Source organism: Arthrobacter sp. C152, assembly GCF_054890965.1.
Genome location: NZ_JBTZSU010000028.1, coordinates 1 through 16,457, shown reverse-complemented (window position 1 = coordinate 16,457; position 16,457 = coordinate 1). Strand labels below are relative to the sequence as shown.

Annotated in this window: 15 protein-coding genes and 1 pseudogene; 7 read left to right on the top strand and 9 right to left on the bottom strand. The window is 69.2% G+C overall.

Going from position 1 to position 16,457, the window contains the following annotated elements; translation table 11 throughout:
* Nucleotides 1-16: 16 nt before the first annotated feature.
* Together ACYSM9_RS16480 and ACYSM9_RS16475 are read left to right on the top strand one after the other, a co-directional pair.
* The gene (locus ACYSM9_RS16480; protein WP_461858036.1) at nt 17-631 is read left to right on the top strand and encodes a TetR/AcrR family transcriptional regulator; all 615 of its coding nucleotides are present in this window, start codon (nt 17-19) and stop codon (nt 629-631) included.
* Between the two features lie 103 nt (nt 632-734).
* Complete coding sequence (locus ACYSM9_RS16475; RefSeq protein WP_461858035.1) at nt 735-2,483, top strand: pyruvate dehydrogenase; 1,749 nt, start codon at nt 735-737, stop codon at nt 2,481-2,483.
* Between the two features lie 45 nt (nt 2,484-2,528).
* Here the strand turns inward: ACYSM9_RS16475 and ACYSM9_RS16470 are convergent, their stop codons facing one another.
* The 8 genes from ACYSM9_RS16470 to ACYSM9_RS16435 all read right to left on the bottom strand — a co-directional run bounded on the left by ACYSM9_RS16470 (nt 2,529) and on the right by ACYSM9_RS16435 (nt 9,833).
* On the bottom strand, nt 2,529-3,356 hold the full coding sequence (locus ACYSM9_RS16470) for a hydroxymethylpyrimidine/phosphomethylpyrimidine kinase (RefSeq protein ID WP_461858070.1): 828 nt from the start codon (nt 3,354-3,356) through the stop codon (nt 2,529-2,531).
* 42 nt (nt 3,357-3,398) lie between these two features.
* A complete protein-coding gene (locus ACYSM9_RS16465; protein WP_461858034.1) occupies nt 3,399-4,334 on the bottom strand; it encodes a type IV toxin-antitoxin system AbiEi family antitoxin domain-containing protein in 936 nt (311 codons plus the stop codon).
* 156 nt (nt 4,335-4,490) lie between these two features.
* On the bottom strand, nt 4,491-5,240 hold the full coding sequence (locus ACYSM9_RS16460; RefSeq protein WP_461858033.1) for a dienelactone hydrolase family protein: 750 nt from the start codon (nt 5,238-5,240) through the stop codon (nt 4,491-4,493).
* 35 nt (nt 5,241-5,275) lie between these two features.
* Nucleotides 5,276-6,583, bottom strand: coding sequence for a tRNA guanosine(34) transglycosylase Tgt (gene tgt / locus ACYSM9_RS16455; RefSeq protein WP_461858032.1), 1,308 nt, complete (start codon nt 6,581-6,583; stop codon nt 5,276-5,278).
* A gap of 51 nt (nt 6,584-6,634) precedes the next feature.
* The gene (locus tag ACYSM9_RS16450; protein ID WP_461858031.1) at nt 6,635-7,363 is read right to left on the bottom strand and encodes an SRPBCC family protein; all 729 of its coding nucleotides are present in this window, start codon (nt 7,361-7,363) and stop codon (nt 6,635-6,637) included.
* Between the two features lie 72 nt (nt 7,364-7,435).
* Entirely contained in the window at nt 7,436-8,467 is a 1,032-nt protein-coding gene (locus tag ACYSM9_RS16445) for a DUF6707 family protein (protein WP_461858030.1), read from the bottom strand.
* Nucleotides 8,468-8,555: 88 nt separating this feature from the next.
* Nucleotides 8,556-9,095: an NUDIX hydrolase family protein gene (locus ACYSM9_RS16440; protein ID WP_454483618.1), complete on the bottom strand. Its 540-nt coding sequence runs from the start codon at nt 9,093-9,095 to the stop codon at nt 8,556-8,558.
* 9 nt (nt 9,096-9,104) lie between these two features.
* The gene (locus ACYSM9_RS16435; RefSeq protein ID WP_461858029.1) at nt 9,105-9,833 is read right to left on the bottom strand and encodes a VOC family protein; all 729 of its coding nucleotides are present in this window, start codon (nt 9,831-9,833) and stop codon (nt 9,105-9,107) included.
* A gap of 110 nt (nt 9,834-9,943) precedes the next feature.
* On the opposite strand from ACYSM9_RS16435, the gene ACYSM9_RS16430 reads away from it, so the two are divergent.
* Nucleotides 9,944-10,588 carry a YdeI/OmpD-associated family protein gene (locus ACYSM9_RS16430; protein WP_461858028.1) on the top strand — a complete coding sequence of 215 codons (645 nt, stop codon included), beginning with the start codon at nt 9,944-9,946 and terminating at the stop codon, nt 10,586-10,588.
* An 87-nt stretch (nt 10,589-10,675) separates the two neighbouring features.
* On the top strand, nt 10,676-12,331 hold the full coding sequence (locus ACYSM9_RS16425) for a glycoside hydrolase family 32 protein (protein ID WP_461858027.1): 1,656 nt from the start codon (nt 10,676-10,678) through the stop codon (nt 12,329-12,331).
* Here ACYSM9_RS16425 and ACYSM9_RS16420 read toward each other — a convergent pair.
* Nucleotides 12,328-13,515, bottom strand: coding sequence for a glycoside hydrolase family 76 protein (locus tag ACYSM9_RS16420; RefSeq protein ID WP_461858026.1), 1,188 nt, complete (start codon nt 13,513-13,515; stop codon nt 12,328-12,330). The two genes, ACYSM9_RS16425 and ACYSM9_RS16420, sit on opposite strands and share 4 nt — an antisense overlap.
* A gap of 157 nt (nt 13,516-13,672) precedes the next feature.
* Between ACYSM9_RS16420 and ACYSM9_RS16415 the strand changes: the two genes are divergently transcribed.
* The 3 genes and pseudogenes from ACYSM9_RS16415 to ACYSM9_RS16405 all read left to right on the top strand — a co-directional run.
* Nucleotides 13,673-14,467, top strand: a complete 795-nt coding sequence (locus tag ACYSM9_RS16415; RefSeq protein ID WP_461858025.1) for a 3-hydroxyacyl-CoA dehydrogenase — start codon at nt 13,673-13,675, stop codon at nt 14,465-14,467.
* A complete protein-coding gene (locus ACYSM9_RS16410; protein ID WP_461858024.1) occupies nt 14,464-15,699 on the top strand; it encodes an acyl-CoA dehydrogenase family protein in 1,236 nt (411 codons plus the stop codon). The genes ACYSM9_RS16415 and ACYSM9_RS16410 overlap by 4 nt, the downstream gene beginning before the upstream one ends.
* A gap of 136 nt (nt 15,700-15,835) precedes the next feature.
* Nucleotides 15,836-16,457 (top strand): annotated as a pseudogene (locus ACYSM9_RS16405) (HNH endonuclease); the annotation flags it as partial.

The window sequence follows — 16,457 nt, the reverse complement described above, 5'->3', positions numbered from 1 at the left end:
TGCGTAGACTTGTGTCATGGCATGGAATACGGGGCGGACCAAAGAGCTTCTGCTGGCCGCTGCCACCGAGGAGTTCAGTGCCAGGGGGCTGGCGGGCGCCCGCGTGGACAGGATTGCCGCTGCCGCCGGGGTCAACAAGGAACGGATCTACCAGTACTTCGGCAAGAAGGACGAGCTGTTCGACGCCGTCCTTGCCGCCGAGATGGTCCGCGTCATGACCGAGGTGCCCATCCAGGGGAACGGTCCGGCAGCGTTCGGCGAGTACGCCGGGCGCCTCTTCGACCGCCACACCAGCGACGGCGTCCTGCCCAGGCTGCTGTTCTGGGAAGGCCTGGAACGCGGCCGCGAAACCGCCAGCCGTGCCACGCGAACGGACCACTGCGCCATCAAGGTGGGGCAGGTGCTGGACGTCCTGCCCGGAATCGACCGCACGGACGCCGCGGACCTGCTGATCACGGTTGTCACGCTTTGCGACGGATGGCCCGTCCTGCCCCAGATCGACACCCTCCTGGCCGGCACCAGCCCCGACCGCACCACCCGCCGTCGTGCGTTCATTGTCCGCACTGCCACCCTGCTGGCCGAGGCCCTGCTGGCCGACGTGGAGACGGCGCGTGAGGAAGCGCGCGCGTAGCTGCCCGCCGCCGTCGTACCACTCCTGCCGCGGGTGCCGGTCCAGGCAGCGGGGCTATATTGGGCCATGTCAGTCCACCACCTCAACCGCGGGAGCCTGAACCATGGCCAAGGAACTTGCCACCCAGCTCATCGAACAACTGCAGGCAGCCGGCGTGCAGCGGATCTACGGGATCGTGGGTGACAGCCTCAACCCGATCGTGGACGCCGTCCGGCAGACGGGCGGCTCGGCCAAGGGCGGCATCGACTGGATCCACGTGCGCCATGAGGAGGCCGCAGCCTTTGCCGCGGCCGCGGAAGCCCAGCTCACCGGAAAGCTGGCGGTCTGCGCCGGCTCCTGCGGCCCCGGCAACCTGCACCTGATTAACGGGCTGTACGACGCCAACCGGTCCGGCGCGCCCGTGCTGGCCATTGCCTCGCACATCCCGAGCAAGCAGATCGGCAGCAGCTTCTTCCAGGAAACCCATCCGGACCGGCTGTTCAACGAGTGCTCGGTGTATTCGGAACTGTTCAGCACCGCTGAACAGGCGCCGCGCGTCATGCACAGCGCCATCCAGCATGCACTGGGACTCGGGGGAGTCGCCGTCGTGACCCTGCCGGGTGACATCGCGGGGCTGGAGGCCACCGCGCCCACCCCGCTGCCCGCCACGTTCCGGCCCGCGGCACTGGTTCCCGATCACGCCAGCGTCCGGGCGCTGGCGGACGCCATCAACAGCGCCGGCAAGGTGGCAATCTTCGCCGGCGCCGGCGTGGAGGGTGCCCACCGCGAACTGATGGCGCTCGCCGAGCTGGCCAAGGCGCCGGTGGGGCACTCGCTCCGCGGCAAGGACTTCGTCCAGTACGATAACCCGTTCGATATCGGCATGACCGGACTGCTGGGCTATGGCGCCGCGGCGGAGGGGATCGAGGACGCGGACCTGCTGGTCCTGCTGGGCACCGACTTCCCGTACGACCAGTTCCTGCCGGACACCCGCACCGCGCAGGTGGACCGGGCCGCGCCCCGGCTGGGGCGGCGCACCGACGTCGACATCGCCGTCCACGGCGACATACTCCCCACCCTGCGCGCACTCCTGCCACTGGTGAAGGCGAAGAAGAGCCGCCGCTTCCTGGACCAGATGCTGAAGAAGCATGACCGCCTGATGAACAAGTCCGTGGGCGCCTACACGCGCAAGGTGGAGACGAAGCAGCCCATTCACCCCGAATATGCGGCCTCGCTGCTGGACCAGGTGGCCGCGGAGGACGCCATCTTCACCGCGGACACGGGCATGTGCAATGTCTGGACCGCACGCTACATCAATCCGCTGGGCACCCGCCGGCTGATCGGGTCCTTCCTGCACGGCTCCATGGCCAACGCCCTCCCGCACGCCATCGGCGCCCAGCTGGCGAACCCCGGGCGGCAGGTGGTGTCCGTGTCCGGCGACGGCGGCCTCTCCATGCTGCTGGGCGAGCTCATCACGCTGGCGGCGTACAAACTGCCGGTCAACGTGGTGGTGTTCAACAACTCCACCCTGGGCATGGTCAAGCTGGAAATGCTGGTGGACGGCCTGCCCGACTTTGGCGTGGACGTGCCGGACGCCAACTACGCCGCCGTGGCCCAGGCCCTGGGCATCCATACGGTCCGGGTCAACGATCCCGCGCAGATCGAGGCGGCGTACCGGGAAGCGTTCGCCCATCCGGGCCCGTCACTGGTGGAACTGATCACCGACCCCAAGGCCCTGTCCATCCCGCCGAAGGTCTCCGGCTCCCAGGTACTCGGATTCGCCACCGCCATGTCCAAGGTGGTCCTGAACCGGGGCGCGGGCGAGGCCGTGAGCATGGCCCGCAGCAACCTGCGGAACATCCCCCGGCGCTAGCCCCTCCCAACCCGGCCCCAAAAGTGATGGGGCGTTTGGGCTCGGCTAGCGCTGGCCGCCCTGCCACAGGGCATCGAACGGGGCGCCGGAGGCGACCCGGTTGCGGATGCCGGCGGTGACGAAGTCCTTGGCGGTCCGGGCCGCCTCCAGCGGGGTGGCGCCCTTGGCGAGTTCCGCCGTCACGGCCGCTGCGAGGGAGCAGCCGGCACCGGACACGGCCACCTCGCCCACCTTCGGGGCGCTCAGGACTTCGAGGGTTCCGCCATCGTAGAAGACGTCGACGGCGTCCGGGCCTTCCAGCCGCACCCCGCCCTTGGCCAGGACTGCCGCGCCGCTGAGTTCATGGATTCGGACGGCGGCGGCCTTCAGGGACTCGACGTCGGTGATTTCCAGGCCGGACAGCGACTCCGCCTCAAAGTGGTTCGGCGTGACGAACGTGGCCAGCGGCAGGATCTGCGCCTTCAGGGCCTGGTCCGTGTCCAGCGCGTGGCCCGGCTCCTGGCCCTTGCAGATCAGCACCGGATCCAGCACCACGTTGGCGAAGCCGTTCTCCTTGAGGGCTCCGGCCACCGTGCTGATGGTGGCCGGGCTGCCCAGCATGCCGATCTTCACCGTGTCCAGTGCAGAGGGTGCGCCGGACGCCGGGCCGTACGCCGCCGTCGTCGCCTCCAGCTGGTGGGCGATCACCTGCTGGTCCACCGGCACGAAGCGGTGGTTCCAGCTGTCCTTCGGGTCAAAGGAGACGATGCACGTCAGGTTCGCGATGCCGAAGACGCCGAGTTCCTGGAAGGTCTTCAGGTCTGCCTGAGCGCCGGCGCCCCTCAGCTCCCGGGACGCCGGAAGAATGCCAGGACGCCGGATAGAACCGGCGATCTGGTGGCTTTCCGGCGTTTCTGTGCTCCCGCCGAGGTATGGCTACAGCCGGAGCGCGTCGAGGACACGGGCTTTGAATTCGTGTTCGCGGAAAAGGTCGGCCCATGTCACGCGAAGAAAAGTCCAACCGTTCTCGGTGAGGGCCTTCTCCCGCTGCCGTTCCTGAAACAGCACCTCACCCGTTGGTTTGTAGTCGAAGTACTTGGTCTTCCCATCGAATTCGAGTGCGACCTTCTTTTCCTTCCACGCGAAATCCAGGCGGTACTGGCCTGCACGCGTAGCTACCGCGACTTGCGGCTCCGGAAGGGGAAGCTTCAACCGGATCAGGAGTTCGCGGGTAAGCGTCTCACCGGCCGACTCTGACCGTGGATCTGCATGGGCGAGTGCGAGCCGGAGGGTCCGGACCCCGCGGCGTCCCTGCAGGCCGTCAGCCATCCTTTCGATGAGCGGCTTGTCCGCACCGAGCCGGAGGGCATGGTCCATCAGCACCAGCGACTGCCGGTAGCCCAGCATCATGGCGCAATCCACTACCGTCCGCTCAAGCGATGTCACCCGGAGGCCGTCAAGAGTCACCACCTCCCGCTCGGTCCAAGCCCGGGTATGGCCGCGGACATCCTTGCCAAGCCGCTCGCTGGAAGGGTTCCCCGGCAGCAGAAGGTGGACCAGGTCATCGACATCCCACAGAGACAAACCGTGCAGCCGCGCCGCTGAGGTGTGGCTGTACACATAGCCACCTGCTGAGGTGGTCAGCGTCCCATGCGCATGGGCGCGAATCAGTTGCCTGCTGCGAAGGGGAGCTGTCTGCTTCTCCCACAGCTCAGCGCGGATGTAGCAGCCGTGGCGAAGGCGGACAAGCTTCCCATCGAGCACCAGGGCCCTGATGGCCTTGGAGTTGAGGCCCATCTCGTGCAATTGCCCCGTTCGCCACAGGTTGCCGGTGCAGGGAAGAGCAGGGACGCGGACTGGCTGCGGTGTCATCCCGACAGGATCCTGCCGCCGCGGCAGCTAAGGAAGGCGCCGCCGTCGTCATGTGGAAAACGTCCTGCGGCCCCCGGATCGCCGGAAACCTTCCCCATCGCCGGAACGTTCCGGCGAGCTGGCACCGTTCCGGCGGGTTCGACGGCGCAAGCCGGCTCAGGCCTTCAGCGCACCGTCCAGCAACGCCTGCAGCTCCCTGAAGTGCCGCTCGGTGGCTTCCGGGTGGAAGGCGGAGGTGTCCGCCATCGTGTAGCCGTGCGGCGCCCCTTTGTAGATCTCGTTGAGGGCCTCAAGATCCGCGTCCTTGAGCGCTTCGCCGAGCCGGGCCACGGCGTCGGGCCCCATGCTGTGGTCATGGTCGGCGTGTCCGAACACGAAGCGGGCCCGCGCGTTGCCGAGGCCCAGGTGCGGGCTGTCCGGCTCGTCCGTGGCGAGGCCGCCGCCGTGGAAGCCGCCGCACGCCGCCACGTCGTCCGGGTGGGAGGTGGCGGTGCGGACGGCGAGGCGGGCGCCCATGCAGTAGCCGGTGGTTCCGATGGGGCCCGGTGCAACGCCGTCGAGCGCCCTCAACGCGGAAACCCACGCATCGATGTCCGGCAGCGCCTTGGCCGGGCTCAGGCGGCCCACCCGCGGGAAGGCGGCCTTGCCTGCGGCCTGCCTGCCTTCCGGGGTGGTCATGTCGGCTGCGGGTGAGAGCCCGGCCACGGTCCCTTCCCGGTAGAAGACGTTCGGTGCCAGCACCACGTAGCCCCAGTCCGCGATGCGCTGGGCCATGTCCTGGATGCGGGGGCGCAGGCCGAACGCGTCCATGTAGAGGATGACGCCCGGAAAGGGGCCGGTCCCGGTGGACGGGCGGGCGACAAAAGCTTCGGCGGGGCCTTCCGCGGCCTGGATCTCAAAGAGCATTGGGTCAGGATAGCGGAGGCAACCGGGAGCAACGCTCAGGAGTAGTACCGGCCCAGGGTCTCGGCCTTGAAGTCGAAGAACGTGCCGGACTCGATGGCCAGCCGGGCGTCGTCCACCATCTTCACCACGAACCGCTCGTTGTGGATGGAGATCAGCGTGGCGGACACCATCTCCTTCGCCTTGTACAAATGGTGGACATAGGCCCGCGAGTAGTTCTGGCAGGCGTAGCAGTCGCAGCCTTCCTGCAGCGGCCCGAAATCGCGTTTGTACTTGGCGCCGGAAAGGTTGAACCGGCCGTACGGGGTGTAAAAGGCCGAGTTGCGGGCCACCCGGGTGGGGGAGACGCAGTCGAAGGTGTCCGCACCGTTTTCGATGGCCGTGAAGATGTCGTCCGGCTCGGAGATGCCGAGCAGGTGGCGCGGCTTGTCCTCGGGCAGCTCCTCGTTGCACCAGCGCACGATGGTGCCCAGGTTTTCCTTTTCCAGCGCCCCGCCGATGCCGTAGCCGTCGAACGGCATGGCGCCGAGGTCGCGGCAGGCTTTCCGGCGCAGGTCCTCGTACTGGGCGCCCTGGATGACGCCGAACAGGGCCTGGTACGGCTTCCCGGCCCGCTCATCGGTCAGCCGGAAGTGCTCCTCGAGGCACCGCTCGGCCCACAGCCGGGTGCGTTCGAGCGATTCCTCCTGGTACCGGCGGGAGTTCTGCAGCGTGGTCAGCTCATCGAACGCGAACATGATGTCCGCGCCGATTTGGTGCTGGACCTGCATGGAGATCTCGGGGGAGAAACGGTGCCGGTCCCCGTTCAGGTGGGACTTGAACCAGACGCCGTCATCGTCGATGTGCGCCAGCCGCTCCTTGCCGGGGGCCACGGCGTCGTCCGGCCCGGAGGTGTCAACGGACTTCATGTCGATGACCTTCTTGAACCCGGAACCCAGGCTCATCACCTGGAACCCGCCGGAGTCCGTGAACGTGGGTCCAGGCCAGTTCATGAAGGCGCCCAGGCCGCCGGCCTCGTCCAGGATGTCCGGGCCCGGCTGCAGGTACAGGTGGTACGCGTTGGCCAGCAGTGCCTGGGCGCCCAGGTCCGCCATGGATTCCGGGAGCACGGCCTTGACCGTGGCCTTGGTCCCGACGGCGATGAACGCCGGCGTCCGGATCTCACCGTGCGGGGTGGCCATGGTGCCGGTGCGGCCCAGGAACTCGCCGCCGTTCCCGTCGCGTTGCGCGGCGGACGGCGGGCAGGACTCCACCAGGCGGGCGCCTACCGTAAACGAGAACTGGGACTGGGCCGCGGCAGGAGCAGGAGGGGACGCCGCGGGCGGCGGGGTGGGGTTGGCTGGCACCGTACCAGTCTGCCAGCAAACGGGGCGGCGCCCGGAAACAGGCTGCCGGCGTCAGCTCACGGGGTCCGAGTCGGGATAGTTTTCGTCCCGCCACGAATCCCAGGACTTCCGGACCGCCTCGAGCTTGCCAGCCCCGAGGTCGTACGTGGACGCGATGACCAGGGAACCGTCCCCTTCCTCGCGCACGTTCTTGATGGCGGGATGGTCGGCCACCACCAGCAGGCCCTCACCGTGCTCGGCGTAGTCGTGCACCGTGAGCCCCACCTGGTGGCTGGTCCGGTACCAGACCTTCCCGCTGATCTGCTCGCCGGTCCCCAGTTTCAGCTCGTACGGCTCGCCGGCTGCCGGGAGGTCCGTGAGCCCCAGCTTGTCGATGGCCGAGCCCTTCCCGTCCGTCAGGTGCAGGAAGAGCGTGTGCCGTTTGCCGTGCGGGTGCCGTTCCAGGGCGAAGCGGAGTTGCTGCAGGAACGTCAGCCACCCCTGCGTGATGTCCTCGTCCCAGGCGGCCCATTCCGAGTCGTGGTCAAGGGCTCCGCGGGTGACGCTGACCCGGGTCCCCTCGGGCACCGGATGCAGCTCGAAGGTGTCCCCGCCGTGGACGGTGAGGCTGGTGTGGTCCGCGGCTTCCTGGACGTCGCCGGAGAAATAGATTTCCTTGATCTCGGACTCCAGGTCCTCGGCCTGCCAGCCGTGCCACTGGGCCACCCGGGACGGCTCACGCAGCATGGTCCAGACCTGCGGAGCGTCGGCGTTGATCACTACGCTGAGATTGTTCGTCATAGCCCCGAATGTACGCCCCGGACCCAGCCCCGGGTAGGGGTAATTTCCCCTGCCCGGGAGGTGCTCCAAGGATCAGGAGCGGACGGCCTCGAGCTCGTTGCTGATGCGCCGCTCCAGTTCGGACATTCCGATGGTCTCCGACCCGCCGTGGGCGCGCAGGAACAGCAGGGATTCCAGGCGCAGCAGCCGCCATTCACGCTCGGCGTCGTGGTTGGAGTTGTCGATGGAGCGGAAGATTTCCTTGTCGTACAGGTTCGGCTCATTGAGCGAGCGCTGCCGCACCTTGGCCGCCATCCGGGCCTTGAAAGCGTCGGTCTCCTGGTTTTCCGGCGTCCGGATCAGTTTCTCGTAGACCTCTGCCCGTTCGTCCTGGCCGTCCTGCCGGCAGATGTAGCTGGCCAGCGCCAGGGCCGCCTTCACCGATGTCCACCGGCCCGGGTTGCCGTCATAGGGCAGCACGGTGATCAGGTCGGCGACCGCAAGTGCGCCCTCGGCGTCCTTGAGCGTGATGAACAGTTCGTGCGCGAGGTCGCTGAGGTCCTTCAGGCAGCTGCCGGACTTGAAGTTCACGCCCTTGGAAAGCCGGTCGGCCAGGAGCAGCACGCCCATCGCGTCCGGGTGGGCTTCGGCGGCGGCCTCCACCACGGACTCGGGGGTGCCGGAAGGAGCCGGGATGAGGGCGAGTTCCTCCTCGCCGGGCCCGGTCACCGCCGGAGGCACCGGCGGCAGGGGAGGAACGACGACGGCGGGCGCCACTGCGAGCGGGCCGGTCCCCGCGCCGGGCTGCTCCTGCGGGCCGTTGTTGGGTGCCGGGGTTTCCGCCGGCGGCGTGGCCTCGGAAAAGTTCTCCGGCAGCGGAAGCTGCGTGACGGCGTCGTGCGTTCCCTCCACGACCGTCACCGTGGTGCCTACGGCGACCCGCAGCGTGCCGCCGCCGGATAGGCTGGCCAGCACCAGGGCGGGGGAGCCGAAGTCATCCCGCTCAAGCTCCACCTGGTCGATTTCGGCGGTGCGTTCGCCGTCGGGAAGGAGGATGTGGCTGCCGGTGGTCAGAGATCCAGCCTGCTGTTCACGGTGGTGCCTGGCGGCTGGTGTTTCGGTCATGGGAGTCCTTAAGTTCTCTTGCGGTCCGCCCTACAGTCTACAAAGGCGGGCACCAAAAACCGGGGACCCCCACGTCCCGGCGGGGATGTCAGAAGCCCACGCCTGCGAAGGCCAGGGCCTGCCGGATGAGCCCGCCGCGGCCGCCGGTGAACTCCATCTGCACGCCGGGGCTGAGGACTTCCTCGGGGGTCATCCAGGTCAGTTCCAGGGCGTCCTGGCGGGGCTCGCATTCCCCCGTGACCGGGATGATGTAGGCCAGCGATACGGCGTGTTGCCGCTCATCGGTGAACCCGGTCTGCGACGGCGCGGGGAAGTATTCGGCCACCGTGAACGGCACCGGGCTCAACGGCAGCTGCGGGAACGCGAGGGGGCCGAGGTCCTTTTCCATGTGCCGCAGCAGGGCGGCGCGGATCGTTTCGCGGTAGATGACGCGGCCGGACACGAGGGACCGGACCATGGTGCCGTCGGCGTCCGCCTGCAGCAGCGTGCCCACTTCGTTCACGTACCCCAGCGGGTCCAGCCGCACGGGCACTGCCTCCACGTACACCATGGGCAGCCGGCCCCGCGCCTCAAAAAGGTCTTCTTCGGAAAGCCAGCCGGGATTCGGATCAGGTGTGCGCACGTTCATGCTTAAGTTCTACCCCATGGGGCGCCGCTGGGAGATCCAGACCGTGGCTGGCGCGTTGGGGCCGGGCGCATCCGGATTGGCCACGTGCAGGGTGCTGCCAAAGGCCTCTTCCGTCACGGTGGCGGTGAACCCGGCGGCGGCGAGGCGCTCCCGCAACGGCTCCAGGGTGCCCCCGTACTCGAAGCCGAGCCCCGAACGGGACGGGCCGGACGCCGGGCGCACCAGGAGGACGCCGCCGTTCTTGGCCGTGAAGTCGGCGGTTTCGTCATTGTCCGGAACCGGCCGCGGGCGCGCACCCACGTGCAGCAGGGTCCGGGCCGCGCCTTCGGGATCGGCTGTGTACCAGACGCCGACGACGGCCAAGGAAGGATCGGCGTCGGCGCACTGGGCGAAATGGTCTGCCTTGCCTGCCATGAAGCTGAACCCGTCCGGTGCGCTGATCAGGCAGGCATCGGGCTGCCCGCCGGTGACCGGGCCTGCCGGTTCCGTCCCGTCCTCCTGTGCCGACAGGTTGGTGCGGCGGGCGAACTCGGCGACGTCGCCCACCTCCACGGCCAGGACGGTGCGGCCGTCCTGCCCGGATCCGGCCTGCTCGGGGTGCAGCACCAGGCGGCCGGACGCGGAATCGAACACCTCCCGCCCGCCGTCGTCCTCCGTCTGAACCATGCCGAGGGCGGTGAGGAGCTGTTTCCACTGCTCGGTGCGGGAGGTGTAGTGGATGGGACGGACTCGGAGCATGGTGTTGTCCTTGGTGCTCGGTGGTGTGCTGCCGTATGGCCATGATGCCACTTGATGCCGCGGTGCACACCAGGGCTTGTGGCACGGGTTTTCACGGGCAGAATTAGGCCATGGCTGACGACCTGGAGGAACTGCTGCTGCCCGATGCCGCCGCCTGGCGCGCCTGGCTGGAGGCAAACCACGCAACCAGCCCGGGGGTGTGGCTGGTCCTGCACAAGAAGGGCGGCACGGTCACCGGCCTCGACTACCCGGCGGCGCTGGACGAGGCACTGTGCTTTGGCTGGATCGACGGGCAGCTGCGCCGCCGGGATGAGGAAAGCTCCTTCCAGCGGATGACGCCGCGGCGGCCGCGGAGCATCTGGTCGGCACGGAACGTGGGGCATGTCGCGCGGCTGGAGGAAACCGGGAAGATGACCGATGCGGGCCGGGCCGCAGTGGAGGCAGCCAAGGCGGACGGCCGCTGGGACGCGGCCTACGGCGGGCAGGCCGATGTTCAAGTACCGCCGGACCTGGCAGCCGCCATCGCCGCCAACCCGGCGGCCCAGGACATGTTCGACGTCCTCACCAAGAGCAACCTGTTCGCCCTGGTGTACCGGACGAATTCGGCGAAGCAGGCAGCCACCCGGGAGCGCCGGATCGCCGGAATCGTGGAGATGCTGGCCCGGGGGGAAGCGTTCTACCCGCAAAAGAAGCGCCCGGCGGCGAGGGGCGGGCCCGCCCCGGATGACGCTCCGGATTCGGCTGCGGGCGGCTGAACCGGTAAAATTGATGGTTCACTTGCGCTGGTGCCGTTCCCCGACCCCCGGGGGACGGCACTTGTGCGTTCAGCGACGGATCGGCCCATGCTCCCCACATTCCCCGGAACAGTCCTTGCCGCCCTTCGGCGCCGCCCGCTCTTGTGGGCCGTGGTGGCCGCGGTGGCAGCACTGGCCGTGGCCGCTGCGCTGGTCCTGGCCGGAAACACCCGCCAGGACAACAGCCAGCCCGGGACCGGGGATTCCGCCGCGGCGCCGACCGCGGCCGCTCCCTCGCAGGATCCCGGCTACCGGCCGGCCTACCACCTCACCCCGGACCAGCGCTGGATGAACGATCCCCAGCGGCCGTTCCTCCTGGACGGCGTGTGGCATTACTACTACCTCTACAACGCCGACTACCCCGAGGGGAACGGCACCGAATGGTTCCACGCGACCAGCACCGACCTGGTGCACTGGAAGAACGAGGGCGTGGCCATCCAGAAATTCCGCAACGGCCTGGGCGACATCGAAACCGGCTCCGCCATGGTGGACGCGGACGGCACGGCCGGGTTCGGCAAGGGCGCGGTGATCGCCGTGCTCACCCAGCAGCTCGACGGCGTCCAGCGCCAGTCCCTGTTCTACTCCACCGACAAGGGCTTCAGCTTCCAAAGCTACGGGCAGAACCCGGTGATGGAAAACCCCGGCGCCGAGCACTGGCGGGACCCGCGGATCGTGCGCGACGAGGCCAACAACCAGTGGCTGATGCTCCTGGCAGAAGGGCACAAGATCGGCTTCTACACGTCCAAGGACCTGAAGCAGTGGTCCTACGTTTCAGGGTTTGAACAGGAGGGGCTGGGGGTGCTGGAATGCCCCGACTTCTTCCAAATGGACGTCGACGGCGACCCCGCCAAACGCACGTGGGTCCTCGCCGCCAGCGCCAACGGCTCGGCGGAGGGCCGCACCACCGGGCTGGCGTACTGGACCGGGAGCTTCGACGGCAAGGACTTCACCCCGGAAGGCGGCTACCAGTGGCTCGACGGCGGGGCGGACTTCTACGCCGCGGTCACCTGGGATGACCCGCGGCTTGCCGACGGGCAGCGCAAGGCGTCCCGGCACGCCATCGGCTGGATGAACAACTGGGCCTACGCCCGGCAGTTGCCCACCACGGACTGGCACGGGGCCGCGTCGGTGGTGCGGGATATCCGCCTGGAGTCCGACGGCGGCAGGCCGGCTTTGGTCTCGGCGCCAACCCCGGCGCTGCAGTCGCTGGAAGGGGAACCCGCGCAGATTCCCGGCGGCGTGCTGGGCGGGGGACGGACGTTGCCGGTACCTGACAGCGGCGCGTTCAAGGCCGACGTCGAACTGGAACGGCCTGCCGGCAGCGGCGAGGCCAGGATCCTCCTGCAAAGTGGGGGTACCACGTACGCCACCATCGGCTACGACTTCAAAGCCGGGAAGGCGTCTGTGGCCCGCGAAGGGGATGCGGTGGCCGGTGCCAGGGACCGGCCGGCCCAGGGGCAACCGGGCGGGCAGGGCGTGGATGGCGCGTACCGCCAGATCAGTTCCGTGGAGGCCCGGGCTGCGGGGGACACGGTGCGCCTCACGGTTTATGTGGACCGGTCGTCCGTGGAGGTCTTCGTGGGCGGGCAGACGCTCACGTCCCTGGTCTTCCCGCCCGCCGGCCACCGGGAGGCCCGGCTGGAGGCCGACGGTCCGGTGCAGCTCAAAAGCGGTGCCGTGACGCCGCTCGCCGCCATCCGCTAGGGGGACGCCGGAGGGTTCGCGGAAACCCCGGCTGCCACCACGGCGGCGGCCTCCAGCGTCATCCACGCCTGGAGCTGGGTGGCGAGTTCGACGGCGGCACCCGGCGGATACGTTTCGGCCGCCGGTTGGCCGGCCTCAAGGGAGAAGACGCTTGCCCCTGCCGGCGCGGTCCGGGCCTCCCCGGCACCCACCTCCCGCCGCCCGGACCAGAAGCCCCCGGCCGTGTCGGTGACCAGCCGCGCCGCCGCGGCGCGCGTGGGCCCCGGGAGCCGGCCATCCACTGCCGCCAGTGCAAGGTAACGGCAGAGAATCCCGGTGAACAGGCCGCCGTCGCCCGTTCCCTCGCAGCGGAGCACGGAGCTGCCCGGAACGGTCAGCCTTGCCTCCACCGCGTCCACCAGCGCCGCGGCCCGTGCGAGGTTCGCGGCTCCGCCCAGCTCGAGGAGGGCGCCCAGGACGGGGCCCTGGTTGTAGGTGTACACGGCGCGCTCCACCAGGACTCCGCCGGCCGGATCCAGCCGGACGCCGTCGAGATACAGGCCCTGGCCGACGTCGAAGAGGGTGGCATCCAGCCAGTCCAGCAGCGCCTGGGCCTTGGCCCGCTGGCCTGTGCGGGCGTAGAACAATGCCACCGGAGCCGTGGCCGGGGTGTTCTTGAAGTCCCGCTTCTTGCTCCAGAACGTGCCGCCGCCCAGGTCGCCGGTGCACGCGGCGTCGAACTGCAGGGTCAGCGCGGCGCGGAGCGCGGCGTTGCGGCGCCGGCCGGCCCTGCGGGTGTCCTCGGCGAGCCGGTCCAGCCGCAGGGTGGCCAGGGCAAGCCAGGCCATGTCGTCGTAATAGTTGTTGACGAACGTCAGCGCGTTGCGGAGCCGGATGCCGGTCACCAGCCGCGACGCGAGACGCCCCGCGCTCGGGTGGTGCGGACCGTTGAACCGGGCCGCCGGGGTTGCGCCGTTGCCGAGCTCGCGCCGCCCGGTGTCCACCAGGCAGTCCACGTAGTGCGCCTGCCACCAGTAGTGCCACGGCGCGGTGAGGCCGGCCCGCCGGCGTCCCCGCCACTGAACTGCGCCCAGATGCGTTCCGGGCAGAAACAGCACTTTTCGGCCGAACAGGGCGGTCACAGACCGGGCGGCCAGGTTGGCGCGGCCGTGCCAGTCGGTGAAGGCGGAGTCGCTGGGGCTCATGGTTCCACCCTAACCACGCGCCGCCGCCCGCCGCCCGCCGCCCGCCGCTGGAGCGTGCGGCACGGCGGATGGGTGCGGGATCAGCGAATTTCAGTTAACATTCACTAACTGATCCCGCTTGTCCGGCGCGGGCGGGGGCACTCATCAAGGAGGATGGATGGACAGCAAAGGCAGCGTGGCACTGGTGACGGGGGGTGCCTCCGGACTCGGTGCCGCCACGGCCCGGCGGTTGTTCGACGACGGCGCCTCAGTGGTGCTGCTGGACCTCCCTTCCTCGGGTGGCCAGGCAGCGGCGGACCACCTCAATGAACGTGCCGCCGCCGGGCAGTCAGCCGTCTTTGCCCCCGCCGACGTAACCAGCGAGGCCGAGGTGCGGGCCGCCGTCGCCACCGCCACGGGGCTGGGACCGCTGCGGATCGTGGTGAACTGCGCCGGCATCGCCACGCCGGGCAAGGTCCTGGGCCGCGACGGCGTGCTGCCGCTGGAGGCCTTCACCCGGGTCATCCAGGTCAACCTGGTGGGAACCTTCAACGTGCTGCGGCTGGCGGCCGAGGCGATGGTTGCCACCGAGCCGGTGGCCACCGAAACCGGCGGGCCGGAACGCGGCGTCATCGTCAACACCGCCTCGGTGGCGGCGTTCGAGGGGCAGATCGGCCAGCCCGCGTACGCAGCATCCAAGGGGGCCGTGGCGGCCATGACGCTGCCCATCGCCCGTGAGCTGGCGCGCTCGCTGGTGCGGGTGGTGACCATCGCCCCGGGCATCTTCGAGACGCCGATGATGGCTGGCCTGCCCAAGGAGGCGCAGGAATCGCTCGGTGCGCAGGTGCCCCATCCGTCCAGGCTGGGGAAACCGGCCGAGTACGCCAGCCTGGTGGCACACATCGTGGACAACGCCATGCTGAACGGCGAGACCATCCGGCTGGACGGCGCCATCCGGATGGGGCCCAGATGACGGGCAGCGACATGGCGGGCGCCAACACGGCGGGCGCGGACATCAGCCAGCTGCCGTCGGCGGACTTCTTCGCCGTCGAGTCGCTGCTCAACGGGACGGAACGGAAGAAGCTCGCGCAGCTGCGGGAGTTCCTGGCCGCCGAGATCGCCCCGTACGCCGGGGACTGGTGGAACAAGGCGGAATTCCCCGCGCATCTGCTGCCCAAACTCGCCGCCTTGGAACTGAGCACGCCGGCCGAGCGTGGCTACAGCAACCTTTTCGCCGGGCTGGTCATCGCGGAAATGACCCGGGTGGACACTTCCATTGCCACGTTTTTCCTGGTCCACCACGACCTGTTCGTGCAGTCCCTGTACCACTTCGGCACGCCGGACCAGAAGCGGCGGCTGCTGGCGGATGCCTCGGACCTGCGGATCACCGGCGCGTTCGCGCTGACCGAACCCCTGCACGGGTCCGACGTCGCCGGCGGCATGGAAACCCGGGCCCGGCGGGTCTCGTCCCGGACAGGGGAAGCGGACAGCAGCGGTGACGCCTGGGTGCTGAACGGCGCCAAGCGGTGGATCGGCAACGGCACATTCTGCGACTACATGCTGGTGTGGGCGCGTGACGAAGCGGACGGCGCGGTCCGGGGCTTCATCGTGGACGCCACGCTGCCCGGCGTCAGCCGCAGCCGGATCGAGAACAAGATCGCGCTGCGCACGGTCCAGAACGCGGACATCGTGTTCGAGGACGTCCGGGTGGCCGAGGCGGACCGCTTCGGCGGCATCAGCAGCTTCGAAGACACCAAGGAACTGCTCCGCAGCTCCCGCATCATGGTGGCCTGGCAGGGCGTGGGGCAGCAGCTGGCCGCGTTCGACGTGGCCCGGCAGTACGCCGTCGAACGCCACCAGTTCGGCCAGCCGCTGGCGGCGTTCCAGCTGATCCAGCAGCAGCTGGTGACCATGCTGGGGAACGCGGTGGCCAGCATGGCCATGATGGCCGGCCTGGCCAGGCTGCAGGACGAGGGCGGCGCTGACATGCCCAGGGTGGCGCTGGCCAAGTCCTACATCAGCGCGCGGATGCGCGAAACCGTGGCCATGGGCCGTTCCATCCTGGGCGGGAACGGCATCATCACCGACTACCGGATGGCCAAGATCTTCGCCGACGCCGAGGCCATCTACACCTACGAAGGGTCCTTTGAGGTCAACACCCTGATCGTGGGCCGCGCCATCACGGGCATCTCGGCAATTGCCTAAGGCACGGCGGCGGAAAGAACCTACGACGGCGGATGGCTGCCTTTGGAGTCTTGGCGCCTTCCTACCAATCACCGCAGTTTTCCACATAGGGGTTTAGGGCGGGGTCATTGTCAGACCGGAGTGGAAGACTCTGGTTATGGAAGCGGTGTGGGGACTGGTGCAGGCGGATGGGTCGGTGCTGCCTGCGTCTCCCACCGTTGCTGATGTCGTGGCCTTGTTGGCTCGTGTACCGCTGGCCGCCGATGCTCCGGGGATGGTCGACCAGATCCGCGGGCTGGAGGATCTGAAGTGCCTGGCCGGGGCGCAGCAGGCTGAGGCCGCTGTTGCTTTTGACCTGTGCCAGCGGCGGGAGCAGGCCGTGGCCGGGGTCCCGGCCGAGGAGCAGGGCGCCGGGGTCGCGGCACAGGTCGCGCTGGCGCGGCGGGAGTCGCCGGCCAAGGGTTCGCGGCTGCTGGGCCTGGCCAAGGCCCTGACCGGGATGCCGCACACGTTCGCCGCGTTCCGGGCCGGATCGTTGAATGAGTGGCGGGCCACCCTGGTGGTGCGGGAAACCATCTGCCTGCCTGCCGAGGACCGTGCCGCGGTGGACGAGGAACTCGCCGCCGACACCGGCATCCTCACCGGCAGCCTCGACGGCGCAGGCGACCGGGCCCTTGTGGCTGCGGTCCGCGCCGCCGCGTACCGGCGGGACCCCGCCTCCGTCGCCAGGCGGGCCTCCCGGGCCGTGGGCGGGCGGTGCGTGAGCCTGCGCCCGGCCC

Coding starts and splice junctions, on each gene's coding strand:
- ACYSM9_RS16480 (WP_461858036.1), top strand. CDS start 17: ATGGCATGGAATACGGGGCGGACCAAAGAGCTTCTGCTGGCCGCTGCC.
- ACYSM9_RS16475 (WP_461858035.1), top strand. CDS start 735: ATGGCCAAGGAACTTGCCACCCAGCTCATCGAACAACTGCAGGCAGCC.
- ACYSM9_RS16465 (WP_461858034.1), bottom strand. CDS start 4,334: ATGACACCGCAGCCAGTCCGCGTCCCTGCTCTTCCCTGCACCGGCAAC.
- ACYSM9_RS16460 (WP_461858033.1), bottom strand. CDS start 5,240: ATGCTCTTTGAGATCCAGGCCGCGGAAGGCCCCGCCGAAGCTTTTGTC.
- ACYSM9_RS16450 (WP_461858031.1), bottom strand. CDS start 7,363: ATGACGAACAATCTCAGCGTAGTGATCAACGCCGACGCTCCGCAGGTC.
- ACYSM9_RS16445 (WP_461858030.1), bottom strand. CDS start 8,467: ATGACCGAAACACCAGCCGCCAGGCACCACCGTGAACAGCAGGCTGGA.
- ACYSM9_RS16440 (WP_454483618.1), bottom strand. CDS start 9,095: ATGAACGTGCGCACACCTGATCCGAATCCCGGCTGGCTTTCCGAAGAA.
- ACYSM9_RS16435 (WP_461858029.1), bottom strand. CDS start 9,833: ATGCTCCGAGTCCGTCCCATCCACTACACCTCCCGCACCGAGCAGTGG.
- ACYSM9_RS16430 (WP_461858028.1), top strand. CDS start 9,944: ATGGCTGACGACCTGGAGGAACTGCTGCTGCCCGATGCCGCCGCCTGG.
- ACYSM9_RS16425 (WP_461858027.1), top strand. CDS start 10,676: ATGCTCCCCACATTCCCCGGAACAGTCCTTGCCGCCCTTCGGCGCCGC.
- ACYSM9_RS16420 (WP_461858026.1), bottom strand. CDS start 13,515: ATGAGCCCCAGCGACTCCGCCTTCACCGACTGGCACGGCCGCGCCAAC.
- ACYSM9_RS16415 (WP_461858025.1), top strand. CDS start 13,673: ATGGACAGCAAAGGCAGCGTGGCACTGGTGACGGGGGGTGCCTCCGGA.
- ACYSM9_RS16410 (WP_461858024.1), top strand. CDS start 14,464: ATGACGGGCAGCGACATGGCGGGCGCCAACACGGCGGGCGCGGACATC.